This is a genomic window from Rhizobium changzhiense (assembly GCF_013087625.1).
Lineage (GTDB): Bacteria > Pseudomonadota > Alphaproteobacteria > Rhizobiales > Rhizobiaceae > Rhizobium > Rhizobium sophorae.
The window spans coordinates 18,744-41,686 of sequence record NZ_JABFCQ010000004.1; the positions used below are offsets into that span (position 1 = coordinate 18,744).

Annotated in this window: 25 protein-coding genes and 1 tRNA gene; 10 read left to right on the forward strand and 16 right to left on the reverse strand. The window is 61.3% G+C overall.

The window, feature by feature from the left end; genetic code table 11:
* Nucleotides 1-58: 58 nt before the first annotated feature.
* Genes G9X68_RS20240 through G9X68_RS20250 form a run of 3 tightly spaced genes read right to left on the reverse strand, consistent with a single transcriptional unit; the run spans nt 59 to nt 2,173 of the window.
* A complete protein-coding gene (locus tag G9X68_RS20240) occupies nt 59-457 on the reverse strand; it encodes a Fur family transcriptional regulator (RefSeq protein ID WP_011652680.1) in 399 nt (132 codons plus the stop codon).
* Complete coding sequence (gene znuB, locus G9X68_RS20245) at nt 454-1,269, reverse strand: zinc ABC transporter permease subunit ZnuB (protein WP_171603954.1); 816 nt, start codon at nt 1,267-1,269, stop codon at nt 454-456. The genes G9X68_RS20240 and znuB overlap by 4 nt, the downstream gene beginning before the upstream one ends.
* The gene (locus G9X68_RS20250; protein ID WP_171603955.1) at nt 1,262-2,173 is read right to left on the reverse strand and encodes an ATP-binding cassette domain-containing protein; all 912 of its coding nucleotides are present in this window, start codon (nt 2,171-2,173) and stop codon (nt 1,262-1,264) included. Before G9X68_RS20250 ends, znuB begins: the two co-directional genes overlap by 8 nt.
* Before the next feature lie 102 nt (nt 2,174-2,275).
* On the opposite strand from G9X68_RS20250, the gene znuA reads away from it, so the two are divergent.
* The 3 genes from znuA (at nt 2,276) to G9X68_RS32045 (ending at nt 4,847) form a co-directional block, all read left to right on the forward strand.
* Nucleotides 2,276-3,352 carry a zinc ABC transporter substrate-binding protein ZnuA gene (gene znuA / locus G9X68_RS20255; RefSeq protein ID WP_171603956.1) on the forward strand — a complete coding sequence of 359 codons (1,077 nt, stop codon included), beginning with the start codon at nt 2,276-2,278 and terminating at the stop codon, nt 3,350-3,352.
* A gap of 113 nt (nt 3,353-3,465) precedes the next feature.
* Nucleotides 3,466-4,671, forward strand: coding sequence for a zinc metallochaperone GTPase ZigA (gene zigA / locus G9X68_RS20260; protein WP_171603957.1), 1,206 nt, complete (start codon nt 3,466-3,468; stop codon nt 4,669-4,671).
* On the forward strand, nt 4,668-4,847 hold the full coding sequence (locus tag G9X68_RS32045; protein WP_244956228.1) for a hypothetical protein: 180 nt from the start codon (nt 4,668-4,670) through the stop codon (nt 4,845-4,847). The genes zigA and G9X68_RS32045 overlap by 4 nt, the downstream gene beginning before the upstream one ends.
* A gap of 113 nt (nt 4,848-4,960) precedes the next feature.
* On the opposite strand, the gene G9X68_RS20265 is transcribed toward G9X68_RS32045, so the two are convergent.
* Nucleotides 4,961-5,287, reverse strand: a complete 327-nt coding sequence (locus G9X68_RS20265) for an RcnB family protein (RefSeq protein ID WP_171603958.1) — start codon at nt 5,285-5,287, stop codon at nt 4,961-4,963.
* 434 nt (nt 5,288-5,721) lie between these two features.
* Between G9X68_RS20265 and G9X68_RS20270 the strand changes: the two genes are divergently transcribed.
* Together G9X68_RS20270 and G9X68_RS20275 are read left to right on the forward strand one after the other, a co-directional pair.
* Entirely contained in the window at nt 5,722-6,105 is a 384-nt protein-coding gene (locus G9X68_RS20270; protein WP_171603959.1) for a VOC family protein, read from the forward strand.
* A 241-nt stretch (nt 6,106-6,346) separates the two neighbouring features.
* The gene (locus G9X68_RS20275) at nt 6,347-7,678 is read left to right on the forward strand and encodes a hemolysin family protein (protein WP_171603960.1); all 1,332 of its coding nucleotides are present in this window, start codon (nt 6,347-6,349) and stop codon (nt 7,676-7,678) included.
* A 1,275-nt stretch (nt 7,679-8,953) separates the two neighbouring features.
* Here G9X68_RS20275 and chrA read toward each other — a convergent pair.
* A complete protein-coding gene (chrA, locus tag G9X68_RS20280) occupies nt 8,954-10,372 on the reverse strand; it encodes a chromate efflux transporter (RefSeq protein ID WP_171603961.1) in 1,419 nt (472 codons plus the stop codon).
* Nucleotide 10,373: 1 nt separating this feature from the next.
* The gene (locus tag G9X68_RS20285) at nt 10,374-11,189 is read right to left on the reverse strand and encodes a chromate resistance protein ChrB domain-containing protein (RefSeq protein WP_171603962.1); all 816 of its coding nucleotides are present in this window, start codon (nt 11,187-11,189) and stop codon (nt 10,374-10,376) included.
* Between the two features lie 378 nt (nt 11,190-11,567).
* On the opposite strand from G9X68_RS20285, the gene G9X68_RS20290 reads away from it, so the two are divergent.
* Nucleotides 11,568-11,885 carry a hypothetical protein gene (locus tag G9X68_RS20290; protein ID WP_171603963.1) on the forward strand — a complete coding sequence of 106 codons (318 nt, stop codon included), beginning with the start codon at nt 11,568-11,570 and terminating at the stop codon, nt 11,883-11,885.
* A 220-nt stretch (nt 11,886-12,105) separates the two neighbouring features.
* Here G9X68_RS20290 and G9X68_RS20295 read toward each other — a convergent pair whose 3' ends face one another.
* From G9X68_RS20295 to G9X68_RS20320, 6 genes are all read right to left on the reverse strand, one after another.
* Nucleotides 12,106-12,408 (reverse strand): hypothetical protein, encoded by a 303-nt coding sequence (locus G9X68_RS20295; protein ID WP_171603964.1) that lies wholly within the window; start codon nt 12,406-12,408, stop codon nt 12,106-12,108.
* A gap of 176 nt (nt 12,409-12,584) precedes the next feature.
* Nucleotides 12,585-12,881 carry a hypothetical protein gene (locus tag G9X68_RS20300; protein ID WP_171603965.1) on the reverse strand — a complete coding sequence of 99 codons (297 nt, stop codon included), beginning with the start codon at nt 12,879-12,881 and terminating at the stop codon, nt 12,585-12,587.
* A 153-nt stretch (nt 12,882-13,034) separates the two neighbouring features.
* Nucleotides 13,035-13,110: transfer RNA gene (locus G9X68_RS20305), tRNA-Lys, on the reverse strand.
* Nucleotides 13,111-13,314: 204 nt separating this feature from the next.
* Nucleotides 13,315-14,226 carry a PhzF family phenazine biosynthesis protein gene (locus G9X68_RS20310; protein ID WP_171603966.1) on the reverse strand — a complete coding sequence of 304 codons (912 nt, stop codon included), beginning with the start codon at nt 14,224-14,226 and terminating at the stop codon, nt 13,315-13,317.
* Nucleotides 14,227-14,710: 484 nt separating this feature from the next.
* Complete coding sequence (locus tag G9X68_RS20315) at nt 14,711-15,481, reverse strand: NUDIX hydrolase (protein WP_171603967.1); 771 nt, start codon at nt 15,479-15,481, stop codon at nt 14,711-14,713.
* Nucleotides 15,482-15,489: 8 nt separating this feature from the next.
* Nucleotides 15,490-16,599, reverse strand: a complete 1,110-nt coding sequence (locus G9X68_RS20320) for an endonuclease/exonuclease/phosphatase family protein (protein ID WP_171603968.1) — start codon at nt 16,597-16,599, stop codon at nt 15,490-15,492.
* A gap of 385 nt (nt 16,600-16,984) precedes the next feature.
* On the opposite strand from G9X68_RS20320, the gene G9X68_RS20325 reads away from it, so the two are divergent.
* The 3 genes from G9X68_RS20325 to G9X68_RS20330 are packed head-to-tail and all read left to right on the forward strand — an operon-like array spanning nt 16,985 to nt 17,486.
* The gene (locus G9X68_RS20325; protein WP_342355368.1) at nt 16,985-17,152 is read left to right on the forward strand and encodes a DUF4189 domain-containing protein; all 168 of its coding nucleotides are present in this window, start codon (nt 16,985-16,987) and stop codon (nt 17,150-17,152) included.
* Nucleotides 17,092-17,226 carry a hypothetical protein gene (locus G9X68_RS32210; protein ID WP_280526517.1) on the forward strand — a complete coding sequence of 45 codons (135 nt, stop codon included), beginning with the start codon at nt 17,092-17,094 and terminating at the stop codon, nt 17,224-17,226. Before G9X68_RS20325 ends, G9X68_RS32210 begins: the two co-directional genes overlap by 61 nt.
* Nucleotides 17,227-17,273: 47 nt before the next feature.
* Nucleotides 17,274-17,486, forward strand: coding sequence for a hypothetical protein (locus tag G9X68_RS20330; protein WP_171603969.1), 213 nt, complete (start codon nt 17,274-17,276; stop codon nt 17,484-17,486).
* A gap of 32 nt (nt 17,487-17,518) precedes the next feature.
* Here the strand turns inward: G9X68_RS20330 and G9X68_RS20335 are convergent, their stop codons facing one another.
* The 4 genes from G9X68_RS20335 to G9X68_RS20350 all read right to left on the reverse strand — a co-directional run bounded on the left by G9X68_RS20335 (nt 17,519) and on the right by G9X68_RS20350 (nt 22,209).
* The gene (locus G9X68_RS20335; RefSeq protein WP_171603970.1) at nt 17,519-18,538 is read right to left on the reverse strand and encodes an ABC transporter ATP-binding protein; all 1,020 of its coding nucleotides are present in this window, start codon (nt 18,536-18,538) and stop codon (nt 17,519-17,521) included.
* Nucleotides 18,526-20,220 carry an ABC transporter permease gene (locus tag G9X68_RS20340; protein WP_171603971.1) on the reverse strand — a complete coding sequence of 565 codons (1,695 nt, stop codon included), beginning with the start codon at nt 20,218-20,220 and terminating at the stop codon, nt 18,526-18,528. Before G9X68_RS20340 ends, G9X68_RS20335 begins: the two co-directional genes overlap by 13 nt.
* A gap of 7 nt (nt 20,221-20,227) precedes the next feature.
* Entirely contained in the window at nt 20,228-21,205 is a 978-nt protein-coding gene (locus G9X68_RS20345; RefSeq protein ID WP_171603972.1) for an ABC transporter substrate-binding protein, read from the reverse strand.
* A 236-nt stretch (nt 21,206-21,441) separates the two neighbouring features.
* Nucleotides 21,442-22,209 carry an alpha/beta fold hydrolase gene (locus tag G9X68_RS20350; RefSeq protein ID WP_171603973.1) on the reverse strand — a complete coding sequence of 256 codons (768 nt, stop codon included), beginning with the start codon at nt 22,207-22,209 and terminating at the stop codon, nt 21,442-21,444.
* A gap of 231 nt (nt 22,210-22,440) precedes the next feature.
* Between G9X68_RS20350 and G9X68_RS20355 the strand changes: the two genes are divergently transcribed.
* The gene (locus tag G9X68_RS20355) at nt 22,441-22,911 is read left to right on the forward strand and encodes a MarR family winged helix-turn-helix transcriptional regulator (protein ID WP_171603974.1); all 471 of its coding nucleotides are present in this window, start codon (nt 22,441-22,443) and stop codon (nt 22,909-22,911) included.
* Nucleotides 22,912-22,943 lie beyond the last annotated feature (32 nt).

Genomic DNA, 22,943 nt, shown 5'->3' on the forward strand with positions numbered 1-22,943 from the left:
TGATGACGACACTCCTTTCGGTGAGCGCGAGGCGATCGTCTAGCGAATGCGAGGAAGCTTACGCCGCGCAGGCCTCGCACAATCCGCGGATCTCGATCGTCGTCTTTTCAGGCTTGAACTTCTGCCCGCGCACCCATTCCATCAGCCGGTGGTCGACCTCGTGGTCGTGGAACTCCGTCACCTGGCCGCAGCTTTCGCAGATCGCGAAGGCGACGATGCCGTGGCTGTGGCAGTCGTCGCCCGGATGGGCGCAGGCGACGAAGGAGTTGATGCTTTCGAGCCGGTGCACCACGCCATATTCGAGCAGCTTCTCCAGCGCCCGGTAGACCTGCAGCGGCGCGCGAAAACCGTGGTCGCGCAGCTTGTCGAGGATGGTATAGGCGCTGAGCGGCCCTTCGGCCTTTTCGAGCACGTCGAAGACCAGCGACTGGTTCTTGGTCAATTGCGGTGTCGTCATGAGCCTTGTCCTTGCATGACCGCGCGGTGGCGCCTGACGGGAAGCAGGCTGAGAATGAAGAGGATCAGTGCCGCGACGACGATCGAGGGGCCGGAGGGCGTGTCGTAGGTGAGCGAGCCGAACAGCCCGCCGACGACGGCCGCCGCCCCGATCAGCGAGGCGAGCACCGCCATGATCTCCGGCGTCGGCGAGAAGCGCCGGGCCGCAGCCGCCGGAATGATCAGCAGCGAGGTAATCAGCATGATGCCGACGATCTTCATGGCAATGGCGATGACGACGGCCATCAGCAGCATGAAGAACAGCCGCGCCCGCTCCGGCTTCAGCCCCTCGGCCTCGGCGAGCTCGGCATTGACGGTCGCAGCCAAGAGCGGCCGCCAGAGCCAGGCCATTGCCACGAGCACGAACAGCCCGCCGCCCCAGATCAGCGCGATATCGGTGGTGGAAACGGCAAGGATATCGCCGAACAGGAAGGCGATGAGATCGATCCGCACCCAGCTCATGAAGGCGACCATGACGAGGCCGATCGCGAGTGTGGCATGCGAGAGAATGCCGAGCAGCGCATCGGCCGACAGCGCCTGGCGTTTCTGCAGGAAGAGCAGCAGCACCGACACGAGGGCGGCGACGGCGAAGACAGCCAGTGTCAGGTTGAGTTCGAAGAGCAGCGACAATGCGACGCCGAGCAGCGCCGAATGGGCGATCGTATCGCCGAAATAAGCCATGCGCCGCCAGATGATGAAGCAGCCGAGCGGCCCCGTCGTCACCGCCAGGCCGACGCCGGCAAGGATGGCACGCACGAAGAAATCGTCAAACATGGCGCTCTCCCGCTACATGCGCGTGCGGATGGGCATGGTCGGTGTGATCGTGACCATGTTCATGACCGGCATGCCCATGCTCATGCGCGTGATGGCCGTCGTCGGGGTGGCAATGATCGGTCACCGTGCCGTCAGCATGTTGCACCCGACCGTCCGGCAGATGCGTATGATCGTGGTGATGGCTGTAGACGGCCAGCGTCTGCGCCGCCCGGCTGCCGAACAGGCGCACATATTCCGGGCTGCGGCTGACGGATTCAGGCGTGCCGCGGCAGCAGACATGTCCGTTGAGGCAGATGACCGTATCGGTTTCGGCCATGACGACATGCAGGTCGTGCGAGATCAGCAGGATGCCGCAGCCCGTCGCATTGCGGATCGACTTGATGAGGTCGTAGAGGGCGATCTCGCCGGAGAAATCGACACCCTGCACCGGCTCGTCGAGCACTAGCAGATCCGGCTTGCGGGCAATCGCCCGGGCCATCAGCGCCCGCTGGAATTCGCCACCGGAAAGATGCTGCACTTCGGCATCGAGCATGTGAGCGATGCCGGCGGATTCGAGCGCCGAGAGCATGTCGCGCTCCGGCAGCGGGCCGGTCAGCGTCATCAGCCGGCGCACCGAAAGCGGCAGGGTCCAGTCGATCGTGAGCTTCTGCGGGACATAGCCGACCTTGAGGCCGGCCCTGCGCTCCACCCTGCCCTCGTCGGGCTTCAACACACCGATCGCCGCCTTGGCGCTGGTCGATTTGCCCGAGCCGTTCGGCCCGATCAGCGTGACGATCTCGCCGCGCGCGACGGAAAAATCGACGCCGCGCACCAGCCAGCGGCCGTTGCGCAGAATGCCGACATCTTCAAGCGAAACCAGCGGTTCGGCCCTGATACCAGCGGAGGTCTTTGCGGGAGAGAGCATCAAATTTTCCGAAAGTGCTGTTGCGTCCTGCTATTGCACACGTTATAGCATAACGCAATTGATGTAATAACATAACGACTGCAATTCAAGCGGAGCATATTGATGAAACGCGCCTTGGGGCCCGCCCTCAAAATCTTGGCCCTCAGAATGCCGGCCCTCGCAATCCCGGTCCTGGCGATCCCCACCCTGCTCTTTTCCGGCACCATGCAGGCAGCCGATGCGCCCGTCGTCGTCACCTCGATCAAGCCGATCCATTCGCTGGTTTCGGCGATCATGCAGGGTGTCGGCGAACCTGAATTGATCGTCGATGGCGCCGCCTCCCCGCATACTTACAGCATGAAGCCATCGAACGCGCGTGCCCTGCAGGAGGCGAAGGTCGTCTTCTGGGTCGGCCCGAACCTGGAGGCTTTCCTGGAAAAGCCGCTCGAGGCGCTAGGCTCGAACGCCAGCGTCGTCGAGCTCGACAAGGCGCCTGATCTGACCAGGCTGCCCTTCCGCGAAGGCGGCGCCTTCGAGCCGCATGACGACGCCGACCACGACAGCGCCTCCGCCGATGATCACGATCATGATCATGATCATGATCACGATGCCGCCAAACCCGGACATGATGATGGCCACGCCCATCGTGATGATCATGAAGAACATGACCACGGGCACGGCGCCTTCGACACGCACCTCTGGCTCGATCCGATGAATGCGAAGGCGATGGCCGCGGTAATCACCACGACGCTGGTCGCCGCCGATCCCGCCAATGCCCTGACCTACCAGGCCAATGCCAAGGCGCTTGATGATAGGCTGACGGCACTGGACAAGGAGATTGCCGCCACCGTCGCCCCCGTCAAGGACAAGCCCTTCGTTGTCTTCCATGACGCCTACCAATATTTCGAGCACCGCTACGGCATCCGCGTCGCCGGCTCGATCACCGTCAGTCCGGAAACTATTCCCGGCGCCGAGCGCATCTCTGAAATCCACCGCAAGGTCGGCGAACTCGGCGCAACCTGCGTCTTTGCCGAACCGCAGTTCGAGCCGCGCCTCGTCAAAGTCGTCACCGAAGGCACGAAAGCCAAGTCAGGCGTGCTCGACCCGGAAGCGGCGACGCTGAAGGCCGGCCCCGATCTCTACTTCACCCTCATGCGCGGCATCGCCGACAGCATGAAGGCTTGCCTCTCCGGCGCATGATTGCCGCGCGGTCTCGCGGAGAGAGCTGAGGCGGAAAGAGGCGGATGACCCCGTTCCGCCTTTTTTCGGCACTCCATATGTAATGATATAACATTAATAGCAATGAGGTTCCCATGGACAACAGGCTTCCGGTCACGGTGCTTTCAGGCTTTCTCGGCGCCGGCAAGACGACGCTGCTCAACCACGTCCTCGCCAATCGCGAGGGCCTGCGTGTCGCCGTCATCGTCAACGACATGAGCGAAGTGAATATCGACGCCACGCTGGTGCGCGACGGCGGCGCCAATCTCTCGCGCACCGAGGAGCAGCTGGTCGAGATGACCAATGGCTGCATCTGCTGCACGCTGCGCGACGACCTGTTGAAGGAGGTCCGCCAGCTCGCCGATCAGGGCCGCTTCGATTACCTCGTGATCGAATCCACAGGCATCGCAGAGCCCCTGCCCGTCGCCACCACCTTCGAATTCCGCGACGAGAACGGCCAAAGCCTTTCCGACGTCGCAAGGCTCGACACCATGGCGACCGTTGTCGACGCCGCCAACCTGCTTTCCGACTACGCCTCAGCCGATTTCCTCGCCGACCGCGGAGAAACGGCCGGCGACGGCGACAACAGAACCATCGTCGACCTGCTGGTCGAGCAGATCGAATTCGCCGACGTCGTGGTGCTGAACAAAATCGGCACGGCAACCAATGATGAGCGCGACGCCGCGCGCAAGATCATCACCGGCCTCAACCCGGATGCAAAGCTGATCGAGGCGGATTTCGGCAAGGTCGCCCTGAAAGACGTGCTCGGCACCGGCCGCTTCGATATCGACAAGGCCGAGACCCATCCGCTCTGGTACAAGGAGCTGCACGGCTTCCGCGATCACGTGCCGGAGACCGAGGAATATGGCATTCGCTCCTTCGTCTATCGCGAGAAGCGGCCCTTCCACCCGGCAAAGCTGCAGGCCTTCCTCGACCGAAGCTGGCCGGGCGTGGTGCGCGCCAAGGGCTTCTTCTGGCTGGCGACCCGCCCGCATCATGTCGGCGAGATCAGCCAGGCGGGCGCGATCGTGCGCACTGGCAAGATGGGTCTCTGGTGGGCAGCCGTACCCCGCGAACAATGGCCTGAGGAACCGGCCTTCATGCGCGCCATCGGCCCCTATCTCGACCCCGTCTGGGGCGACCGCCGCCAGGAAATCGTCTTCATCGGCGCCGATCCCATGGACGAAACCTGGATCAGAAAGGAACTCGACGCCTGCCTTATCAGGACAGAGGCCTTCGCGCCCGAGCGCTGGCGCGACCTGCCCGATCCTTTCGCCAGCTGGAACAGGCAGGCGGCATGAAGGCGAAGGCAATCAAACGCTATCTCTGCGTCTGTACCGAATGCGAACCACTGCAGCCGATCGAAGGGCTTCATCCGCTTACGCATGAGGAGGATACCGACGCTGAAGTCGGAAGACCAAGAGGTTTTCTCCGCATCATTGCTGAACGGGTCATGCCGTCACGCAGGCAACCCTGAAGCGGGTCATAACCGCCGCCAGGTCAAGAAGAGGAGAAAGGGCGCGAAACGGCTGCGCGCCCTCCCAGAGTCAAAAAGGCGGCCGAAGCCGCCCTTCCTGATTTATCGACCGATCAGCGACCGGCAATAATGCTGGAGATGATGCCGCTGGTGACGCCGATCAGCAGGTAGTCGTTATCGGCCCGCACCCAGCGATAACCGCGCGGCGGGGGCGCCAGCCGGTAGCGGCGGTAGTCGTTGACATCGGAGAACCGGCGACGTTCGCTGGCATTGACGCGGTATCCCCTCTTCCAATGCGACCGGACGACCGTCTTTTTGACCACCACCTTCTTATGCACGACGACAGGCGGACGGCGATGATCGTCGGCGCTGGCCTGGGAAACAACCATCGGGGACAGAAGGAAGGAGGCGGAAAGAAGAGCTGCAAAAATCTTTTTCATGTGGGGTTCCTCGTGTTGGGCGCGTAACCAAACTAGGGCCGAAAAGATGAACCGAAACTGAAGTAAAAATTAAACTTTTGTAATGGAATCCAATAGCTACGGGTCCAAGCTTATACTTTAGATTAAACTCATACACGGTGATCGAGGTTTTGGCGCGGCCGGTTGGCTTCGTCCTCTGAATCCCTTCGGCCTCTGTTGCTAATCGCCTAGAAGGTGCGGCCGTGGAGGGTTGTCCTACTGCTGGCGGCAGGCGGCAGGCTCTCGATTCGATCTAGTCTCGCCCAAAGGTGCTCAGCGGTTTGGCATAACGAGATACATAAAAAAAATTTGAAACGGGCGCATAATCGAGTTTCGATCTTGGGAACAGGAGAATTCTGCATGTCCCGCGAGGGGACGATCAGATCGAGACAACGAAGACCACAATGGAGGAAAACATGCCCGGTATCAGCATGCGCTACATCGTCGACGACGTCGACGCCGCGGTGGAATTCTACACAAGACATCTCGGCTTCTCCGTCGCGCTTCGTCCCGCACCGAGTTTCGCCATCCTGACCAGGGACGGTTTTCGTCTGTTCGTCAGCGCCATGACGGGACCGGGCGGAGCATCTCAAGCAATGCCCGACGGGCGAAAGCCGGAGCCTGGCGGATGGAATCGTATCCAGATTGAGGTCGGAGACCTGGAGGCGAAAGTCACCACGCTGCGCCAGGCCGGTGCGCGCTTCCGCAACGAGATCGTGCAGGGCATCGGCGGCAAACAGATCCTGCTCGATGATCCGGCCGGAAACCCGATCGAACTCTTCGAAGCGCCCAAGAGGTGAATGGGGCGACGTCGGGCATGCGGTTGGCCAAGCTTTTACGCTTCGCATCGGTGAACCGCACGCATGATCCCGGTCATGCGGTTTGCCACGCATTTTGCGGCCAGCATCGCAAATCGCCGCAGTATTTCGATTACGGCAGCCCGGCTTCGGCATCTCTCGCCTCAGGACTAGCCGGAACGCCTTGCCACCGGTGTGCGAGCGTGTAGTTTCGCATTCCCATCAATTCGAAGGCAGGGAAAACATGTCCGATTCCGCCGGCGGGCTCTCCGACTATGTTGGGATACTAGCCGTGTTTCTTCTCGTCGCCGCCAATGGCTTCTTCGTTGCCGCCGAATTCGCCCTGGTGTCGGTCAGGCGTAGCCGCGTCGCCGAACTCGCTGCGGCAGGCCGCATGAACGCCTCGGCACTTCAGCGCGCCGTCGACAATCTCGACTCCAACCTTGCAGCCACCCAGCTCGGCATCACCATCTCGTCGCTCGCCCTCGGCTGGGTTGGAGAACCGGCGCTTGCCCACCTGATCGAGCCACTGCTATCATGGCTGCCCGGGCAGTGGGCGACGGCCGGCGCGCATACTGTTGCCGTCGTTATCGCCTTCGTCATCATCACTGCCCTGCATATCGTGCTCGGCGAGCTCGCGCCGAAGAGCCTGGCGCTTCAGCGCAGCGAGGCCACTTCGCTTGCCGTGGTGCGTCCGCTCGGTCTGTTCCTGGTGTTGTTCAAGCCGGCGATCTTTGTCCTGAACGGCATGGGCAACATGGTGCTGCGGGGCGTCGGTCTTCGCGCCGGAACCGGCGAATCGTCGTTCCATTCGCCGCAGGAGCTCAAGCTGCTGGTGGCCGAGAGCCAGGAGGCCGGCCTTCTCAACCAGGTGCAGCAGCAGCTCGTCGAGCGGGTGTTCAACATCGGCGACAGACCGATCTCCGACATCATGACCCCGCGTCTCGATATCGAATGGTTCGACGCCAACGACAGCGAGGCCGAAATCCTGAAGACCATCCGCGAATGCAGCCATGAGCAATTGCTGGTCGCCCGCGGCTCGATCGACGAGCCGATCGGCATGGTGTTGAAGAAGGACCTTCTCGACCAGGTTCTCGATGGCGGCAAGATCCGGCCGATGGAGGTGATGAAGCAGCCGTTGGTGCTGCATGAGGGCACCTCGGTCGTCCGCGTGCTCGATAGTTTCAAGGCCTCACCCGTTCGCCTCGCCATCGTCATCGACGAATATGGCAGCCTCGAAGGTATCGTCACCCAGACCGACCTGCTCGAAGCCATCGCCGGCGACCTGCCGGGATCCAACGAAGAGCCCGATATCGTCGTCAGGGAAGACGGGTCGCTCCTGATCGATGCGATGATGCCGGCCTTCGACGCCTTCGAACGGCTCGGCCTGCGCGATCGTCCGGATGCCGATTTCCATACGCTGGCGGGCTTCGCGCTGCATCAGCTCCAGCACATACCCGAAGCCGGCGAAACCTTCGTCTTCGACAACTGGCGCTTCGAAGTGCTCGACATGGACGGCATGCGTATCGACAAGATGCTCGCGACGCGTATTCCCGCGGATGGGGCGGAGGCGTAGAACGGATCGACCCTAGAATACCACTTCATGGGAACGAGAGATGTAGAAAGCCTGTGAAGTAGGTTGTATGTCGCGTGACGAACTATCGCCGCCATCGTATAAAACCGCCACAGTGCATCCCGTTGCGCTGGATAAAATAATGCACTATCAAATTTCGGATCAACTTAGCAGGTTCTGGAGATTCTCTATGTCTCTGACAGCGAATCTAAGCCTCTTATTACTCAATTCAGGTGGACCGTTATCCGGCCACACATCCCGAGGAAATCTCACCTCTTTCAGATGACCAATTTTTCTTCCGATTTCCAAGAACTCATCGAAAAAAGAGCTGATCGTATGGAAACCAACATTTTCGATGCAGAAGAATGAACTCTGAAATGTAAGATAGTCGTTCGCGATCCCTATAGGCAGTTTGCATACCCTCTGAAAATTATAGCCTGCATGTTGTGGCCCATCCATTCTGCCCACCGAAACCCGAAAACCGTGGGGAACGTGTCCGGCTTTGAGTTGATCGCGCTGGTGTTGAGTGATCGTTTCAATACGTGCGTATCTTTCCAAATTTACAGTTATCATGATCACCCATCTGGCCAGCGTTTTGCATTCGGCTGACGACAATCTGGGCCAGAAGCCATCCGCGAACCGCTCAACAATTGATCTGGCTTCCACATGGAGTCTACTCAACCACCCATTGTTACAATCCTCGCAAACGTTGTTTACGGCGACGGAATAGGCGCTGCCTCGTGTGGGTTCATCAATATGGTGCAAAGGAATTTCTTCCCAAAAGCCGAACCTTTCTGGTCGACTGAGCCTGTGCCACCGTTGCTCCACAGGCTTCGGATATCGATTATGCAGCCAAAGACCAAAAACGTGCTCTTTGCTCAAAGCTCCCGAGTAATCGCAGTAACTGCATTTCCCCGTCACCACCGACTTGGGACTGCCGTACCTGAGATCGAATTTGCATCTGAGACAAAATGGGCTTGTCGGCTCGGTTTGTGCCGTACAACGTGGACAGCTATCGGGGTGATGTGGCTGTTTTGGAGGAGGATCGAAAAAAGGCATTTCAGTTCACTATGATCCCTTCGATGTTTATGTCGCCATCGGCGATAGATAAAACGCAATTCGTCTAGTGCAATCGAATACAGATATTCTGCTGTAGCTTGCGGCAAATGGAAATACATCGATTGGATATCTGCTGCTTGTTGAGATTTTAGAATTGTCCAGGCACGCCGTTTCGTCGCCAACGCTGCATGTGTCTGCGTTCAACGTTTTGCGCAACATTCACGTGGCCAGCGTCCAGATCATCCCTGCGGCCGCGCAGGCTAGCAGCGTCGCGATCACGGAAGCCTTGAAGCGGAAGATCGCTATCGCCGCGGCGGCAGACAGTGCCATCGCCGCCGGCACGGCCGATTGCAGCACGGGGATATCGAGCCGCAAGCCGCCAAGGCGGACAGTCGCAACCTCGGCAAACAGCGTGTGCAGGGCAAACCAGATAGCGAGGTTGAGGATAACCCCGACCACCGCCGCCGTTATGGCCGACATCGCGCCGGCGAGCGCGATGTTACCGCGCAGTTTTTCGATGAACGGCGCGCCGAGGAAGATCCACAGGAAGCAGGGCACGAAGGTGACCCAGCTCGTCAGTATCGCCGCAAGGGTTGCAGCAAGCATCGGGTTCAGCGCTCCCGGATCGCGGTAGGCGCCCATGAAGCCGACGAATTGGACGACCATGATCAGCGGGCCCGGCGTCGTCTCGGCCATGCCGAGACCGTCCAGCATCTCCCCGGGTTTCAGCCAGCCGAAATGCTGCACGGCCTCCTGTGCAACATAGGCAAGCACGGCATAGGCCCCGCCGAAGGTGACGACCGCCATCTTGCTGAAGAACAGGCCGATCTCGGTAAAGACGTTGTCGGCGCCGAAGGTTGCGTAAAGCGCCGCGAGCGGCGCGAGCCAGAGGGTAAGCAGCACGGCCGAGATGCGCAGCGACCAGGCGAGATTCGGGCGCGCATGCGCCGGTATGCCCTCGCCGAGCACTGACTCGGCATCCGAGAGCACCGGGCCGCTTCCGGCCTTATGGCCGCCGCCCGTCTGAAAGGCGGCAAGCCCGAACCTGCCGCCGAGGAAGCCGGCAATGCCGGCCGCGAGCACGATCAGCGGGAACGGCACATGGAGAAAGAAGATGGCGATGAAGGCCGCGGCCGCGATACCGACCATGACGCGATTCTTGAGCGCACGGCCGCCGATGCGGATGACGGCCTGCACGACGACGGCAAGCACCGCCGCCTTCAGCCCGAAGAACAGGCCGGCGACGATGCCGACATTGCCGTAAGCCGCGTAGATATAGCTAAGACCGAGGATCGACAGAAACCCAGGCAGTACGAACAGCAGGCCGGCGACGAGACCGCCCACTGTCCGATGCATCAGCCAGCCGATATAGATGGCGAGCTGCTGCGCCTCGGGTCCGGGAAGCAGCATGCAATAATTCAGCGCATGCAGAAAACGATGCTCACCGATCCATCGCTTCTCGTCGACGATGATCCGGTGCATGACGGCAATCTGGCCGGCGGGGCCGCCGAAGCTCAGGGCGGCGACGCGCAGCCACACCCTGAAGGCCTCGCCAAACGAGACGCCGTGATGATGCCCCTCTCCCGCGTCTTCCTCCGCCATTTTGCCGTCGGGCGCATTATCCGTCATCTCGACCATCTCATGCCCTCTTTTTCGGCGCGGGCCAGTTGTGGGTTTCCTCGGTCGCATCGCGGCACCAGCGGAAGAAGGCGTCGTAGAGAAGCATCCCGGCCTCGAGCTGTTCCAGATCGTCGGAATACATCCTGGAGAGGCCGAGCGAGGCGGCCAGCAGGCCTGCCGCCTCGGGCGCGAGATCGAGCCTTGCTGTATCCGCCGCCCTGACGATCCGCGCCAGGCGCAGGAGCGGTTCCGACGCCAGCCCGAACTCCTCGACCATGACATCAAAGGTGCAGAGTTCGCCGCGATGGCTCCAGAACACGTCATCGATATCGAAGGGCACCGCCCCGAAGCGCTCGCTGACGGCTAAAACCTCAGGCGCCGGCACGAACAGGAATACGGCGCTCGGATCGACGAAACGCCGGATCAGCCAGGGACAGGCGATGCGGTCGATCTTCGGCCGCGCCCGCGTCACCCAGACGGTGCGTCCCTCCGCGTCGCGGCGCGGCAGCTTCTCCTCGGGCACGACAGGTCCCGCCGCGACCCAGGCTTCGAAGCCGCCTTCGAGACTCTCGGCGTCGATCCCGGCATGGCGCAGGTAGGCGGCGACGCCATGGCTGAGCTTGGCGCCCTTCTGGCAGACCACGACGACGGCATCGGCATCGATGCTGCCCGCCCAGGACCCGAGCTCGGCATGACCCCGCCGGATCGAGCTAGGCACCAGACGGGGATCGAGCGCGAAGTCCTCCTCGGTGCGAACGTCTATAATGCAAGGCGCACCGGGGGTTCCAATAAGGCGATTGAGCTTGTCAGGGGAAATTTCGAGAAATGACGGCATGACGCGTCCCTCCGTTGATCGGTTTTACTGGACGCGATTCTTCAGCATGACGCCTCGTGGGGTGATCGCGACCCCATGCAGAAATCATTCGCAAACAGACCCCGTGGTGTCAAGCGCATTGCGCCATAGCGGCGTGCAATCCACCGGCGGCCTGCCATCCGCCAACGCACCCGATCAGCCGGCAGCTCTACCACCCGGGTCTCTGCCGGTCGCCCCCAAGCAGATGAGGGGGTGAGCGGCAAAGCCGCGAATGGCACGGAGCGCCAGTAAAGCGAGAATAATGAGTAGGAAAAGCCAATCAGCACAAGCGCTTCGGCCCAGAACGGAACAAAATGCCCACTTCTGCATTCTTCTGTCACCGAAAGAGGAGAAAGTACCATGACGTACGACCCCAATAATGCCAACGACCCGAATCGCCCGCTGAACCCAAATCTGGATCTGCGCACCACGCCGAGCGCGCGCAGCAGTAATACCTGGGTTGTCTGGGTCGCTGCATTGGCCGTGATCGCTGTCGCTGCATTCGCCTATTCGCAGTGGAGCACCCCCGGCACATCTCCGGACACGACAGCTTCCACAACGCAATCAGAGCCGGCGCCGGCCACGCCGATCGCTCCGACCGACAATAGCGCAACACCGGCACCGGCACCGGCAACTCCGGCTCCGGCCACGCCGCCGGCTGCCCCTGCCCAGCAGTAACGGCTGCTCTGCCGAAAGAAGCCGACCCAGCGCCGGCTTCTTCTCTGCTGCGCGCTCTTGAAGCTTTTTAAGTAAACCCTATTTAAGGGATAGTAAATTTGTCTCTGACGGCTGACCACGGATGTACTGGCACCTGTTATCGAGACGGATCGAGGAAGGTCGGTGCGAGTTTCGCCCGGCCTTTTTTCTTGTCCCTATTGGCAACGCCGGGATCGGGATATTATTTCGGGATCCTGTTATAGAAGGACTGCGGATCGTACACGCACTCGTAGTTGAGGAGGCAGAGCTTGCCATTGGCATCCCTTACTCTTGCGGTGTCGTACTTGTCGCCAAGATTGCACCTGGCCGGCGGATAACGGAAGCTGCGGCCGCCAAAGCCCATGCGCACAAAAACCGCCTTGTCCTTGCGGATGATCTGCGCAAGCTCTTCGCAACTGTGATCCCTGGCATTGACCTCCACCGCCTCGACGGCCAGGGATACGGACGGAAACAACAGTGCGACGGCCAGAACAACGCTTTTCATGGAAACTCCTGAATGTGAGAGAGCGAAGTTAGGGCATCGCACCGCGTGCCGCCAGTGCGGGAACCCTGTGAACAGTACCTCTGAGCACAGCCGCATGCACTTCCCGCTCGATCCCTGTGTCAACAGGAAGCGCCAAGAACGCCATGCGTCCTTTCGGACGCACAAAGCAAAATGCGCTAGGGAAAATTATAAGGCGACGCAGGGTCAAAGACGCAGGCATAATCGAGAATGCACTGCTTTCCCTCGGCATCGCGAAAACTGGTCGTGGTGCGCTTTTCGCCCATGCTGCATTGGGCCGGCGGATAGCGGAAGCTGCGGCCACCGAAACCGATGCGGACAAAAACCTTTTTATTCTGACGGATGATCTGGGCAAGCTCGCCGCAGCTGTGATCGCCTGCTTTGACCTCGATCGGGCCCGCGGCAAAGACCGGCAACGGGAGAGACAAGGCGACGGCAAAAATGATGCTTCTCATGGACCCCTTCCATTTACGAGAGAGGAAATAGAGCGCGAGGATCGACGCGGCTAGGTCTGCGAGGACCTGAACCATTCCGCCCGCTCCGGAATAGTTTTCGGCAGGCCGGAAAATCCGGCCTGAATTCGAAAACATCAATTTTTTCAAGAGATTTGGTGGGTGATGTAGGGCTCGAACCTACGACCCGCTGATTAAGAGTCAGCTGCTCTACCAACTGAGCTAATCACCCGTTCGCGCTTGGCTGCGCGGTGTGACGGGGCGTATAAACAGGATCGGCAGGCTTGTCCAGCGCATCGGCGAAATTTCTTTGGTTAATCGCGAAGATTTTTCGGCATGGCTGAAATGCAGCGCATAACCCCGAAAGTCGGAATCAATTTTCGGAGAGGATTATGCGCGGATTCAAAGTGATAGAGCGTCCCTAGCGCTGATCAAATCAAAGGTCGAGCGTGCCGCTGGCCAGCCGCACAGCCTGGCCGCCGATCCGCGCGTTGGAGATCGCCCCGCCGTCGACATCGATATGCAGGTGGATGAAGGACGGCCGGCCCATCTCGACCCCCTGCTCGATCATGATCGGATGATGCCCGTCCGTCAGCCGGTCGAAATGGTGGATCGCGCCGGAGAGTGCGGCCGCCGCCGAGCCGGTAGCCGGGTCTTCGACGATACCCATGCCGCTTGCGAACATGCGCGCATGGAACTTCGCCACGTGGTTGACGCCGCCACGGCAGTACACATAGGCCGAGGCAAGCGCGCCATCGACGAAGGGCACGATTTTTTCCCACAGTTGCGGATCGAATTCCACCCGCTGCGTGGCTCCGACGTCGTGCACCGGAATGAGCAGGAAGGGAACGCCGGCGCTCCAGATCGACGGTACGTGATTTTCGAAGCCGATCTCGGTCACCTTCAGCGATAGCGCATCGGCGATGCCGAGCTTATCGAGCGGCATGGTGGCCGGCTGCGATTTGCGCGGCAGGTCGAATTCGGCAAAGCTCGCCTCTCCCTCTCTCAGCCGCACCGCGCAGCGCACCGGCCCGACATTCTCCTCAAGCACCGAGACGAGATCGCGCGTCGCATCACCATGCGCCCGTTCGGCCAGCGCCACCGCCGTGCCGACCGTCGGATGGCCGGCAAAGGGCAGCTCGCGCCCCGGCGTGAATATCCTCAGCCGTGCCGCATAGGCTGGATTGGTCGAAGGCTGCACGAAGACCGTCTCGGAGAGATTGATCTCCCGGGTGATCGCCTGCATCGCCTCGTCGCTGAGATCGTCTCCGTCGAAGATCACCGCCAGCGGATTGCCCGCAAGCTTTCGATCAGTGAACACGTCATAGACGCTGTAGCTTCGCGCCACATCGGCCTCCTTGAATCGTCATCGCGCCGCCAACCTGCCCGACCGGGCGAGCGAGTGCAAGGCGCTAAGTCCGCTAAGAACAACCCATCCCCGGCAGGAGACGGCGGTAGTCTCGGATTTATGCGTGATCGTTAATGAAAATCGATTTTGTTTTTCGGGAGAGCGGCGTTGGAGCGTGTGCGAACGCGCGGCTGTCACAGGAATAGAGAGGGCACGCCGTGTGGCACCCCCCTCTGCCCTGCCGGGCATCTCCCCCACAAGGGTGGAGATTGGCAAGAGGCTTGACCATTGCTCCCTCTCTGAAGGCAGCGACAATCACAATACTTTAGTTGTTTGGGAAACCTCTGCGCCCAGCCGATCTCCCCACCTGTGGGGGAGATGCCCGGCAGGGCAGAGGGGGGTGTCCCACGGCACGCCGGCGCTCAGGAATCCGGACACGGTGCGTTCGAGAGGCCTCACCCCATGGTATCTTGACCTCTATCCCTCACACACCACCTTTGCCGAAATACCACTCAATCACCGGCAGCATGGCGACATTATAGGGATGGGCCGAGGCATCGGCCGAGCGGATCGCCACCGCGCCGGCGATCTCCTTGTCCTCGGCGACCAGCATATGGGCCTCGATCCGCTTCACCATCTCGTCCGCCGTCATGTCGAAGCGGAAGAGCCGCATGAGCGTTACCGTGCGCCTGGAATAACTGGCGTAGAGCCCCTCCCCCGCCACCGCGTGAGCCAGATCCAATCCGGTCTCCTCATGGACCTCGCGGCGCATATTGGCCTCGATGTCGCAACGCCCGTCGACGATATCCTCCGGCTCCAGCGAACCGGCGGCGAAATAGACCTGGCCGGGATTGGCGGTATGGGCGCCCATGCGGATCGCCACCAACGCCCCATCGGCGCTTTCGAGCACCGGATAGGCGAAGATGTGCAGGCCGCCCTGGCGCTGCGGCTGGCGGCGCCACCACATGAAAGCGGAAAAGGGAGTGACGTAACCCTCGCCCGAAATCCCGTCTTCACCGAGCGATATCTGCTGCTGGAACACCAGGCGCCCATCGAAGAGCGCCGGGTTGGCGGCCGTTTCCTTGGCCCAGTTCTCGCGGATCGCCGCTTCCTCGGCAAGGACGAAGGGATGGGTTCCGGGCAGGACGCGCAGATCGACGCCGGCGATCGGGAAGACGGTGGCCTCAGGCGGCCAGCCGGCGAAATCATCGGAAAAATCGCTGTTCGGAAAATTCACGTTCAAATTGGTTTTCATGTTCGCTCTCAAGGGAGATCCAGTGTCATGACGACGGGGCAGTGATCGGACGCCTTCGGCCTGTCCCAGCCGGTGCGCGGATAACGCTCCACCTCCTGCCCCGGCGGGAAGATGGTGCGGTAGGGCTGGCCGCTGCGGATGATTTCGGGCAGGCGGCCGGCATTATGGGCGGCAAGTGCTGGCGAAAGCCAGAGATAGTCGAGTTGGCAAAGCCACTGCTCCTGCGGCCCGCGCGCGTGATAGAGCGTCCAGCGGTCGAGGGGTTCGCGGCGGCGCACGACATTTTCGGCAAAGCCGTCGCCACTGAAAACGTCGAGCGCGCTTTCGGTCTCGTTCTGATGTTCGAAGCGATAACCGGTGCCCCGGCGGCCGATGACATCGACACGCTCCTGATAATCGTTCATGTCTCCGCAGATGGCGAAGCTCTTCGTACCGGCTTGCTCCGCACCGAAGCGATCCTCGATGATGCGGCGCACGGCGCGCGCCTCGGCGCGGCGGATCGGCATCGTCGATTGCCGCCCGTCCAGCCCGTCGCGCGGATTGCCCATCGACTTGAAATGCACGACGTAGAGCGAAAACGGCCGGCCGCCGATCAGAAGGTCGAGCTCCAGGCAGTCGCGCTTGAAGATCTTGTCGTCGATGCGGTTGGTGAGCGCCAGCTCCTCATTGAACAGATCGAGATCGCGATAGGTCGTCATCGCATGGCTTCTGATATCCCTGAGCTCGATCTTCTGGCCGTCGCGCGTTTCCTCGCGCATCAGCACGGCAACATCAATGCCGCGGCTGTCATTGCCCTCGACCAGGTATTTCTGCCGGTAGCCGTTTCCGACCATGCGGAAGAGATAACCGTATTCGAAGGCCTGAAGGGCAGCCATGTTGTCGATTTCCTGCAGGCAGAGGATATCGGCGTCAGCGTCGGCGATCGCAAGTGCCGACATCTGGCGCGTGTCGTCGGTCGCGGCAATCACCCGCGCCTGCTCGAGCTGCTGATAGACCCCCTCGCTCGACACCTCGAAAAGCTTGATGACGCGGTCCTGGCGCAGCTGGTTTCGGAAACCGGTGAAATCGAAACGGGTGAGAAGATTTTCGACATTGAAGGTGGCGAGGCGAAGCGACATGGGAAGGATCCGGTTGCGGGCAGTACCTTATCCGGCAATAGCCGCGGGAAAAGATGGCAGGGCCAAGAAATATGCGAATAATCACTCCTCTTGGAGCCGCAGAGGCGATTGCTTGTGACTTGGGCCGCAGCCATTCCGCCGTAAGCCTCGGACAGTTCTCCGTACAGGACAATCGTCGTTCCGGCGCGGGGCATTTCATGAAGCGGGTTCTTGCATCGTTTGCGGTTCTGACGTCCCTCGCCGGCCTGGCCCTTGCCGACACCTATGGCGCCATTGCTTATTCGCCGTCGACCCGCGCCATCGGCTGGTCCTATGCTTATGCGGCAACGCCGAAACCGTTGCCCGGCGCAATTGCGACAGCAGCGCCAACGATTGTCGCATCACAATCTGGTTCCGAAACGGCTGCGGCGCGGTGGCCGTCGGCCATCGCAGCGGCTGGGGCTCCGGCTGGGGTAATGATGGCCGCGAGGCCCAGCGCCAGGCGATCCGCAGTTGCAGAAAGCAAACCGGCAGCTGCCGCGTCATCCGCTGGCAATGTTCGGAGAACGAATAAGCCCGGCTGGGTTGCCGCAAAACCATCGCACCATTAATCCCAAGACGGTGGCGGTGATCGCTGAAGTCATGTAGCCTCTGATTTCATTGTGTATTTTAGGTGCGCAGGAGCCTCAAGAGTCATGACCCTCGAGATACTGAAAGCGCTGGCGTGGATGTGTGAACAATACATAAGCGAAGGCAACGGCTATCTGAATCATAAGGCGATGTATGCCGGCGAACTGGCGGTCGAGGTTCTCGCCGCTTACGGGCTGGTTGAGCCAGCTCCCCTAGGTGGCCGCTGGACGAATAAGGGAATGCTTCTTCTCGACGATTCATCGGGCTTCAGCTTTTGAATGTCACCGTACGAGTCTAGCGACGCCCTCTATCAAAGCCGCCAGCCGGCGCGGATGACGACGCGCACCGTCTCGCCAGACACGACAGCCACGCGGCTGAAGGCGCGCAGCGTCTGGCCGTTGCCGAGCGTCAGTTTCACAGCATAACGCTCGCCCTCGAAGAGCGCGGATTCGACGATTGCCCGAGCCCCCTCGCCGCCGATGATCACATCCTCCGGCCGCACCAGAATATCGGCGCCATCAGTACTGGCGGCATGAAGCGCATCCTGCAGCTCGTCCCACTCCAACTGGCGTTCGCCGCCCATCACCGGCAGCGTCAGGATCGCGCCGCGTCCGATCAGGCCGCCGACGACGCGCCCATCCGGTCGGGCATAGATTTCGGCCGGCGGCGCCACCTGCAGCAGCCGCCCCTCGGACATGACGGCGACGTCGGTCGCCAACGCCATCGCCTCGCTCTGGTCGTGGGTGACGTAGATCATCGTCGCGCCCGAGCGCTGGTGGAACTCGCGAAAAGTCTCCTCCATCTCCTGTTTCAGGTGCCGGTCGAGATTGGCAAGGGGCTCGTCGAGCAGCACCACGTCAGGCGATGTCACCAGGCAGCGGGCGAGCGCCACGCGCTGGCGCTGACCGCCGGAAAGATCGGCCGGGCGTCGTTCGGGGTAGTCGGCGAGCCGGACGGTGCCGAGCGCGTCGCGCACCTTCGCCCGATAGGCCTCGCCCGATATGCCGCGCACCTTGAGGGGATAACCGACATTGTCGGCGACGCTCATATGTGGCCAGAGCGCATAGGACTGGAAGACCATCGCCATGTTGCGCTTTTCCGGCGGCAGCGACTGCGCGGCGTCGGCAAGCAGCCGCTCGCCGAGACGGATCGAGCCGTCGGTGGGCGTCTCGAAACCGGCGATCATCCGCAGCACCGTCGTCTTGCCGCAGCCGGAAGGTCCGAGTAGCGCCAGGAAGCCGCCCTCGCGCACATCGAGCGAAAAACCGCTAACGGCGGCGCGCCCGGTGCCGAAATCCTTGCCGAGCTGGTTGAGGATCAGCCTCGCCATGGGACCACTCCTTTCGGCAGTCGTTTCGCCAGAAGTTCGAGCAGCAGCATCAGCACGACCACCATGAGGACGACGAGCACCGAGAGCGCCGAAGCAAGGTCCGAGCTGCCGCTGTCGTCGAGATTGTAGATGGCGACACCGAGCGTCTGGGTGCCCGCCGACCAGAGCAGCGCCGAGATCGTCAGCTCGTTGCAGGCAATCAGGAAGACCAGGATGATCGAGGCGCCGGCGGCCGGTGCGACCAGCGGCACGATGATATCGGCAAGCCGGCGGAAGAAGCCGGCGCCGGAAAGCCGCGCCGCCTCTTCCAGCGCCGGATCGAGCTGGTGGAAGGCGCTGACCACGGGCTTCAAGCTGACGGCGAAGAACGAGGAGAAATAGGCGATCAGGATGATCCAGATCGTGCCGTAGAGCGAGACGTGCAGGAACGGGATCGGTGCTGCGAACACCAGGATGAAGCAAACCGCCATGACGATGCCGGGCAGCGAATAGGGTATCTCGATCAGGCTGGAGACGATGCTGGAAGCCGCATCCTTGCGCCGCGTCAGCGTGTAGGCTGCGAGCACCGTTATAACGAGGAGGCAAAGCGCAGTCGCGCCGGCGAGCGACAGCGAATTGATAAAGGCGGTGCGCGTCACCGCCTGCCGGAACAGGATCTCCTCAAAGGCATGCAGCGACATCGTCTTGAAAGTGAGCGGCACACCATAAGCAGGCACCAGCGCGCCGGCGACGAGCGCGAAAAAGGGTGCTGCCAGCATGAAGAACAGGATCGCCCAGACGAGCGGTGTGAAAACAAACCGCCAGGCGCCGAGTTCGAAGGCGGCGCTCGCGCCCGACAGCCCGATAACGCGGTAGTCGCGGCCGCGCAGCGCCCGGTCTTGGATCATCAGCCCGACGACCGAGATGATGGCGATGATCGCCGAGAGCACGGCGACATCGCCGAAGGTGCGGCTGGTGAAAGCGGAAAACTTGGTGAAGATCAGCGTCGGCAGCGTGAAGATCGAGGCCGGAATGCCGAGAATGGCCGGAATGCCGAAATTGCCGGTGCAGGAGACGAAGGAGATCGCCGCACCCGCGATGATGCCGGGCAGCGACAGCGGCAGGATGATATCGCGGAATACCCGCAACCTGGAGGCGCCGGAAAGCCGTGCAGCCTCGACGCCGTCGCGCGGCAGCGTCATCAGCCCGGCCCGAAGCGCCAGGTAGACCAGCGGCGCATGCTGCACGCCATAAAGCAGCGCGATGCCGCCCACCGAATAGAGCGGCTGCGGCGAGCCGAGTGGCGGGGCGATGTGCAGCGCCTTCAACAGCGGGCTGGAGGGGCCGGACATCTGCACCCAGGCCAGCGCCGTTACCTGCGGCGGGATCATCATCGGCAGCACGAAGAAGAAGCTCAGCGGCCCCTTGGCGCGAATATCGGTCAGCGTCAGCAGGAAGGCGAAGAGGCAGCCGATGGCGAGCGAGATAATCGTGCCCAGAATGGCGGTGACGATCGTGTAATAGGTCGCCGACCACAGCGACGTCTCGCTCAAAACCGTGATCACGCCGCCATCGGCGAAGGCCGCTATTCCGACCATGGCGAGGCGGGCGAGCGGCAGCACGCTGAGGATCAGGACGATGATGACGACAAAAGGAAACAGCCAGGCGGGCTGGCTGTTTCCGGTTTTGATGTATCCGTGCATGAAAGGATCAGTTCGAGCCGTAGATGCCCGAGAAGGTCTTGAGATCCTGGTCGGTATTCTTCAATGCTTCGGCCGCCTTGATCGGCAGGACCTTGATGGTGTCGCGCGCCGGAAAGCCTTCCGGCAGCTTCATGCCGTTGCGGGCCGGGATGTAGCCGAGCTTCAGGAAGCCTTCCTGGCCCTTTTCGGAGAGCACGTAATCGACGAACTTCTTGGCGGCATCGGCATTTTTGCTGCTGGCGAGGATGCCGACCGGCTCGGTGACGGCCGAAACGCCTTCGCTCGGGAAGACGAATTCGACGGGAGCGCCCTTGGCCTTCTCGCGGATCGGCAGGTAGTCGACGACCACGCCGTAGGCCTTTTCGCCCGAGGCAACCGACTTCAGCACGGCGCCGTTGCCGCCGGCGGCGATCGCGCCGTTAGCCTGCAGCGACTTGTAGAAATCCCAGCCAAGGCCGGGAACAGCGGCAAGCGTCTGGGCGTGGATGAGGGCCGCACCCGAGGCAAGCGGGCTCGGCATGGTGACGAGGCCCTTGGCTTCCGGCTTGGTCAGGTCCTTCCAACTCGCAGGCTTCATGGCGGCCGAAGTGTTGTACATGATGCCGGTGGTGATCAGCTTGGTCGAGTAGTAATAGCCGTCGGCGTCATAAAGGGCGGCATCGTACCCTGCGGATTCCGGCGACTTATAGGCCAAGAGCTTGCCGTCTTCCTTGAGGCGCTCCAGCGTCACCATGTCGGCGATGAGGAGAATGTCGGCAACCGGGTTGCCGGCCTGGATCTCGGCCTGGAGTTTCGCCATGATCTTCGGCGTGCCGTCGCGTACCCAGTCGACCTTGATATCGGGATTGGCGGCCATGAAGCCATCGACCGTTGCCTGCGCGTCTTCGTTCGGCTGGCTGGTGTAGAGAACGAGGTTTGCGGCAGAAGCCGGAATGGCAAAGAGGCTCGCGGCGAGAAGGGCTGCGGCGGAAACGATCGTTTTCATGGGGAGGGGTCCTCGGAATTGCGTCACCCTCCCTTATTAGGGATCGTTGACAGAGATGTGACAGGGCGCGTCGGTTAATCCACGCCCTGCACCACTACTTTGTCATCGAGCAGTCGTAACCTCTCCAGGGCTGTCGGCATCGAATGGAACGGGCTGAGCCCGGCTTTAACGACGGCGCATTTTCAAGCCGAATGATCAGGCTCACAGCATCCGGGCCACGCCCCTCGGATCGAATATTACTTTGCAGCCTCTTCGATCAGTTCCGCCACCTTCTCGGGATGCGACACCATCACGACGTGGGAAGCGCCATCGACTACCACGGTCCGCTTGGAGCCTGCCCGCTCGGCCATGAAGCCAAGGGCTGCGGCCGGGATGTTCTTGTCGCCGGTGCCGTAGACAAACCACGACGGTAGCTTCTTCCAGGCGGGCTCGCCGGATTTGTCGGTCAGGGCGGCCTCGGTGACTGGACGTTGGGCAGCCGCCATCAGGGCCGCCTGCTCGGCCTGCACGTCGCTGGCGAACTGATCATGGAACTTCGCTTGGTCGATATAGAGATCGACACCGCGGGTGCTGAGCTTTACCGGGGCCGCCAGCGCTCCGCTCAGCGTGCCGCCCGGAAACTTGCCGGCAAGATCGGCAACTGATTCCCCTGCATCAGGGGCGAAGGCCGCGACATAGACCAGCGACTTCACGTTGTCGTGGCCGTTGGCCGCGGTCGAAATGACCTGGCCGCCATAGGAGTGACCGACAAGGACCACAGGGCCGGCAATGCTGCCGACCACGTCGGAGACATAGGCAGCGTCGTTGGAAACGCTGCGCAGCGGATTAGCGGCTGCCACGACAGAAAAGCCATCCTTGCGCAGGATTTCGACGACGCCGTTCCAGCTGGATGAATCGGCAAAGGCGCCATGGACGAGGACAACGGTCGGCTTGGCCGGCTGAGCAACGGCAGCACCGGAAAGAAGAGCGCCCGCCAGGGCGACGGCAGCAGCAAACTTGAACATTGGTCATTTCCTTTCGTCGGTTGAGTTTCAAAGGAGTCGAATTGGGAGCCACAAGGGACTTCACCTGTTTGCGCATCTGTTGACGCAGCAAACCTCTGCAGCTTTCCGTGTTTGGCATATATTTTGTCAGCGATTTCTTTGTACACGATCTAACTAAGTTCTCTCGTCTATCGAGTCAATAGCTTGCAAATAGATCGCGCACAAATTATATTGAGATCAAAGGAGAGCGTGATGAAAGACACCACATCGAATGATCTCGCTGATGTGCCCAAGATCGATGAAATGCTTTGCTTTTCGATCTATTCGGCAAGCCACGCCTTTAACCAGCTTTACCGTCCCCTGCTCGACGAGCTGGAACTCACCTATCCGCAATTCCTCGTCATGACCGCCTTGTGGGCGCGCGACGACCGCACGGTGAAGGATCTCGGCGAGACGCTTTTTCTCGACTCCAGCACCCTCACTCCGCTGCTGAAGCGGCTGGAAAATGTCGGCCTCGTCACCCGAAACCGCAATCCCGCCGATGAGCGCCAGGTGCTCTTGCGCCTGACGGAGAAGGGGCTGGCTCTCAAGAGCCGTGCCACCCATGTGTTCGACTGCATCGGCAAGGCCGTCGGTCTCGACGCCGACGCTGTCAGCAAGATTCGAGACACAATCGCTTCGCTTCGCGACAATATTCACAAGAAAGACAAGCACGAGAGCTAATGCGGCCTCCAGGCGTCGACCGCCAGGACGAT

What these genes read in the sequence shown, in the direction of transcription:
- G9X68_RS20295 (WP_171603964.1), bottom strand. Translation starts at nt 12,408, where the DNA reads ATGAAAAGCGTTGTTCTGGCCGTCGCACTGTTGTTTCCGTCCGTATCC.
- G9X68_RS20300 (WP_171603965.1), bottom strand. Translation starts at nt 12,881, where the DNA reads ATGAGAAGCATCATTTTTGCCGTCGCCTTGTCTCTCCCGTTGCCGGTC.
- G9X68_RS20285 (WP_171603962.1), bottom strand. Translation starts at nt 11,189, where the DNA reads ATGCCGTCATTTCTCGAAATTTCCCCTGACAAGCTCAATCGCCTTATT.
- G9X68_RS20355 (WP_171603974.1), top strand. Translation starts at nt 22,441, where the DNA reads ATGAAAGACACCACATCGAATGATCTCGCTGATGTGCCCAAGATCGAT.
- G9X68_RS20270 (WP_171603959.1), top strand. Translation starts at nt 5,722, where the DNA reads ATGCCCGGTATCAGCATGCGCTACATCGTCGACGACGTCGACGCCGCG.
- chrA (WP_171603961.1), bottom strand. Translation starts at nt 10,372, where the DNA reads ATGGTCGAGATGACGGATAATGCGCCCGACGGCAAAATGGCGGAGGAA.
- G9X68_RS20315 (WP_171603967.1), bottom strand. Translation starts at nt 15,481, where the DNA reads ATGAAAACCAATTTGAACGTGAATTTTCCGAACAGCGATTTTTCCGAT.
- G9X68_RS20250 (WP_171603955.1), bottom strand. Translation starts at nt 2,173, where the DNA reads ATGCTCTCTCCCGCAAAGACCTCCGCTGGTATCAGGGCCGAACCGCTG.
- G9X68_RS20340 (WP_171603971.1), bottom strand. Translation starts at nt 20,220, where the DNA reads ATGCACGGATACATCAAAACCGGAAACAGCCAGCCCGCCTGGCTGTTT.
- G9X68_RS20335 (WP_171603970.1), bottom strand. Translation starts at nt 18,538, where the DNA reads ATGGCGAGGCTGATCCTCAACCAGCTCGGCAAGGATTTCGGCACCGGG.
- G9X68_RS20265 (WP_171603958.1), bottom strand. Translation starts at nt 5,287, where the DNA reads ATGAAAAAGATTTTTGCAGCTCTTCTTTCCGCCTCCTTCCTTCTGTCC.
- G9X68_RS20345 (WP_171603972.1), bottom strand. Translation starts at nt 21,205, where the DNA reads ATGAAAACGATCGTTTCCGCCGCAGCCCTTCTCGCCGCGAGCCTCTTT.
- G9X68_RS20240 (WP_011652680.1), bottom strand. Translation starts at nt 457, where the DNA reads ATGACGACACCGCAATTGACCAAGAACCAGTCGCTGGTCTTCGACGTG.
- znuA (WP_171603956.1), top strand. Translation starts at nt 2,276, where the DNA reads ATGAAACGCGCCTTGGGGCCCGCCCTCAAAATCTTGGCCCTCAGAATG.
- G9X68_RS20275 (WP_171603960.1), top strand. Translation starts at nt 6,347, where the DNA reads ATGTCCGATTCCGCCGGCGGGCTCTCCGACTATGTTGGGATACTAGCC.
- G9X68_RS20320 (WP_171603968.1), bottom strand. Translation starts at nt 16,599, where the DNA reads ATGTCGCTTCGCCTCGCCACCTTCAATGTCGAAAATCTTCTCACCCGT.
- znuB (WP_171603954.1), bottom strand. Translation starts at nt 1,269, where the DNA reads ATGTTTGACGATTTCTTCGTGCGTGCCATCCTTGCCGGCGTCGGCCTG.
- G9X68_RS20350 (WP_171603973.1), bottom strand. Translation starts at nt 22,209, where the DNA reads ATGTTCAAGTTTGCTGCTGCCGTCGCCCTGGCGGGCGCTCTTCTTTCC.
- G9X68_RS20290 (WP_171603963.1), top strand. Translation starts at nt 11,568, where the DNA reads ATGACGTACGACCCCAATAATGCCAACGACCCGAATCGCCCGCTGAAC.
- zigA (WP_171603957.1), top strand. Translation starts at nt 3,466, where the DNA reads ATGGACAACAGGCTTCCGGTCACGGTGCTTTCAGGCTTTCTCGGCGCC.
- G9X68_RS20330 (WP_171603969.1), top strand. Translation starts at nt 17,274, where the DNA reads ATGACCCTCGAGATACTGAAAGCGCTGGCGTGGATGTGTGAACAATAC.
- G9X68_RS32045 (WP_244956228.1), top strand. Translation starts at nt 4,668, where the DNA reads ATGAAGGCGAAGGCAATCAAACGCTATCTCTGCGTCTGTACCGAATGC.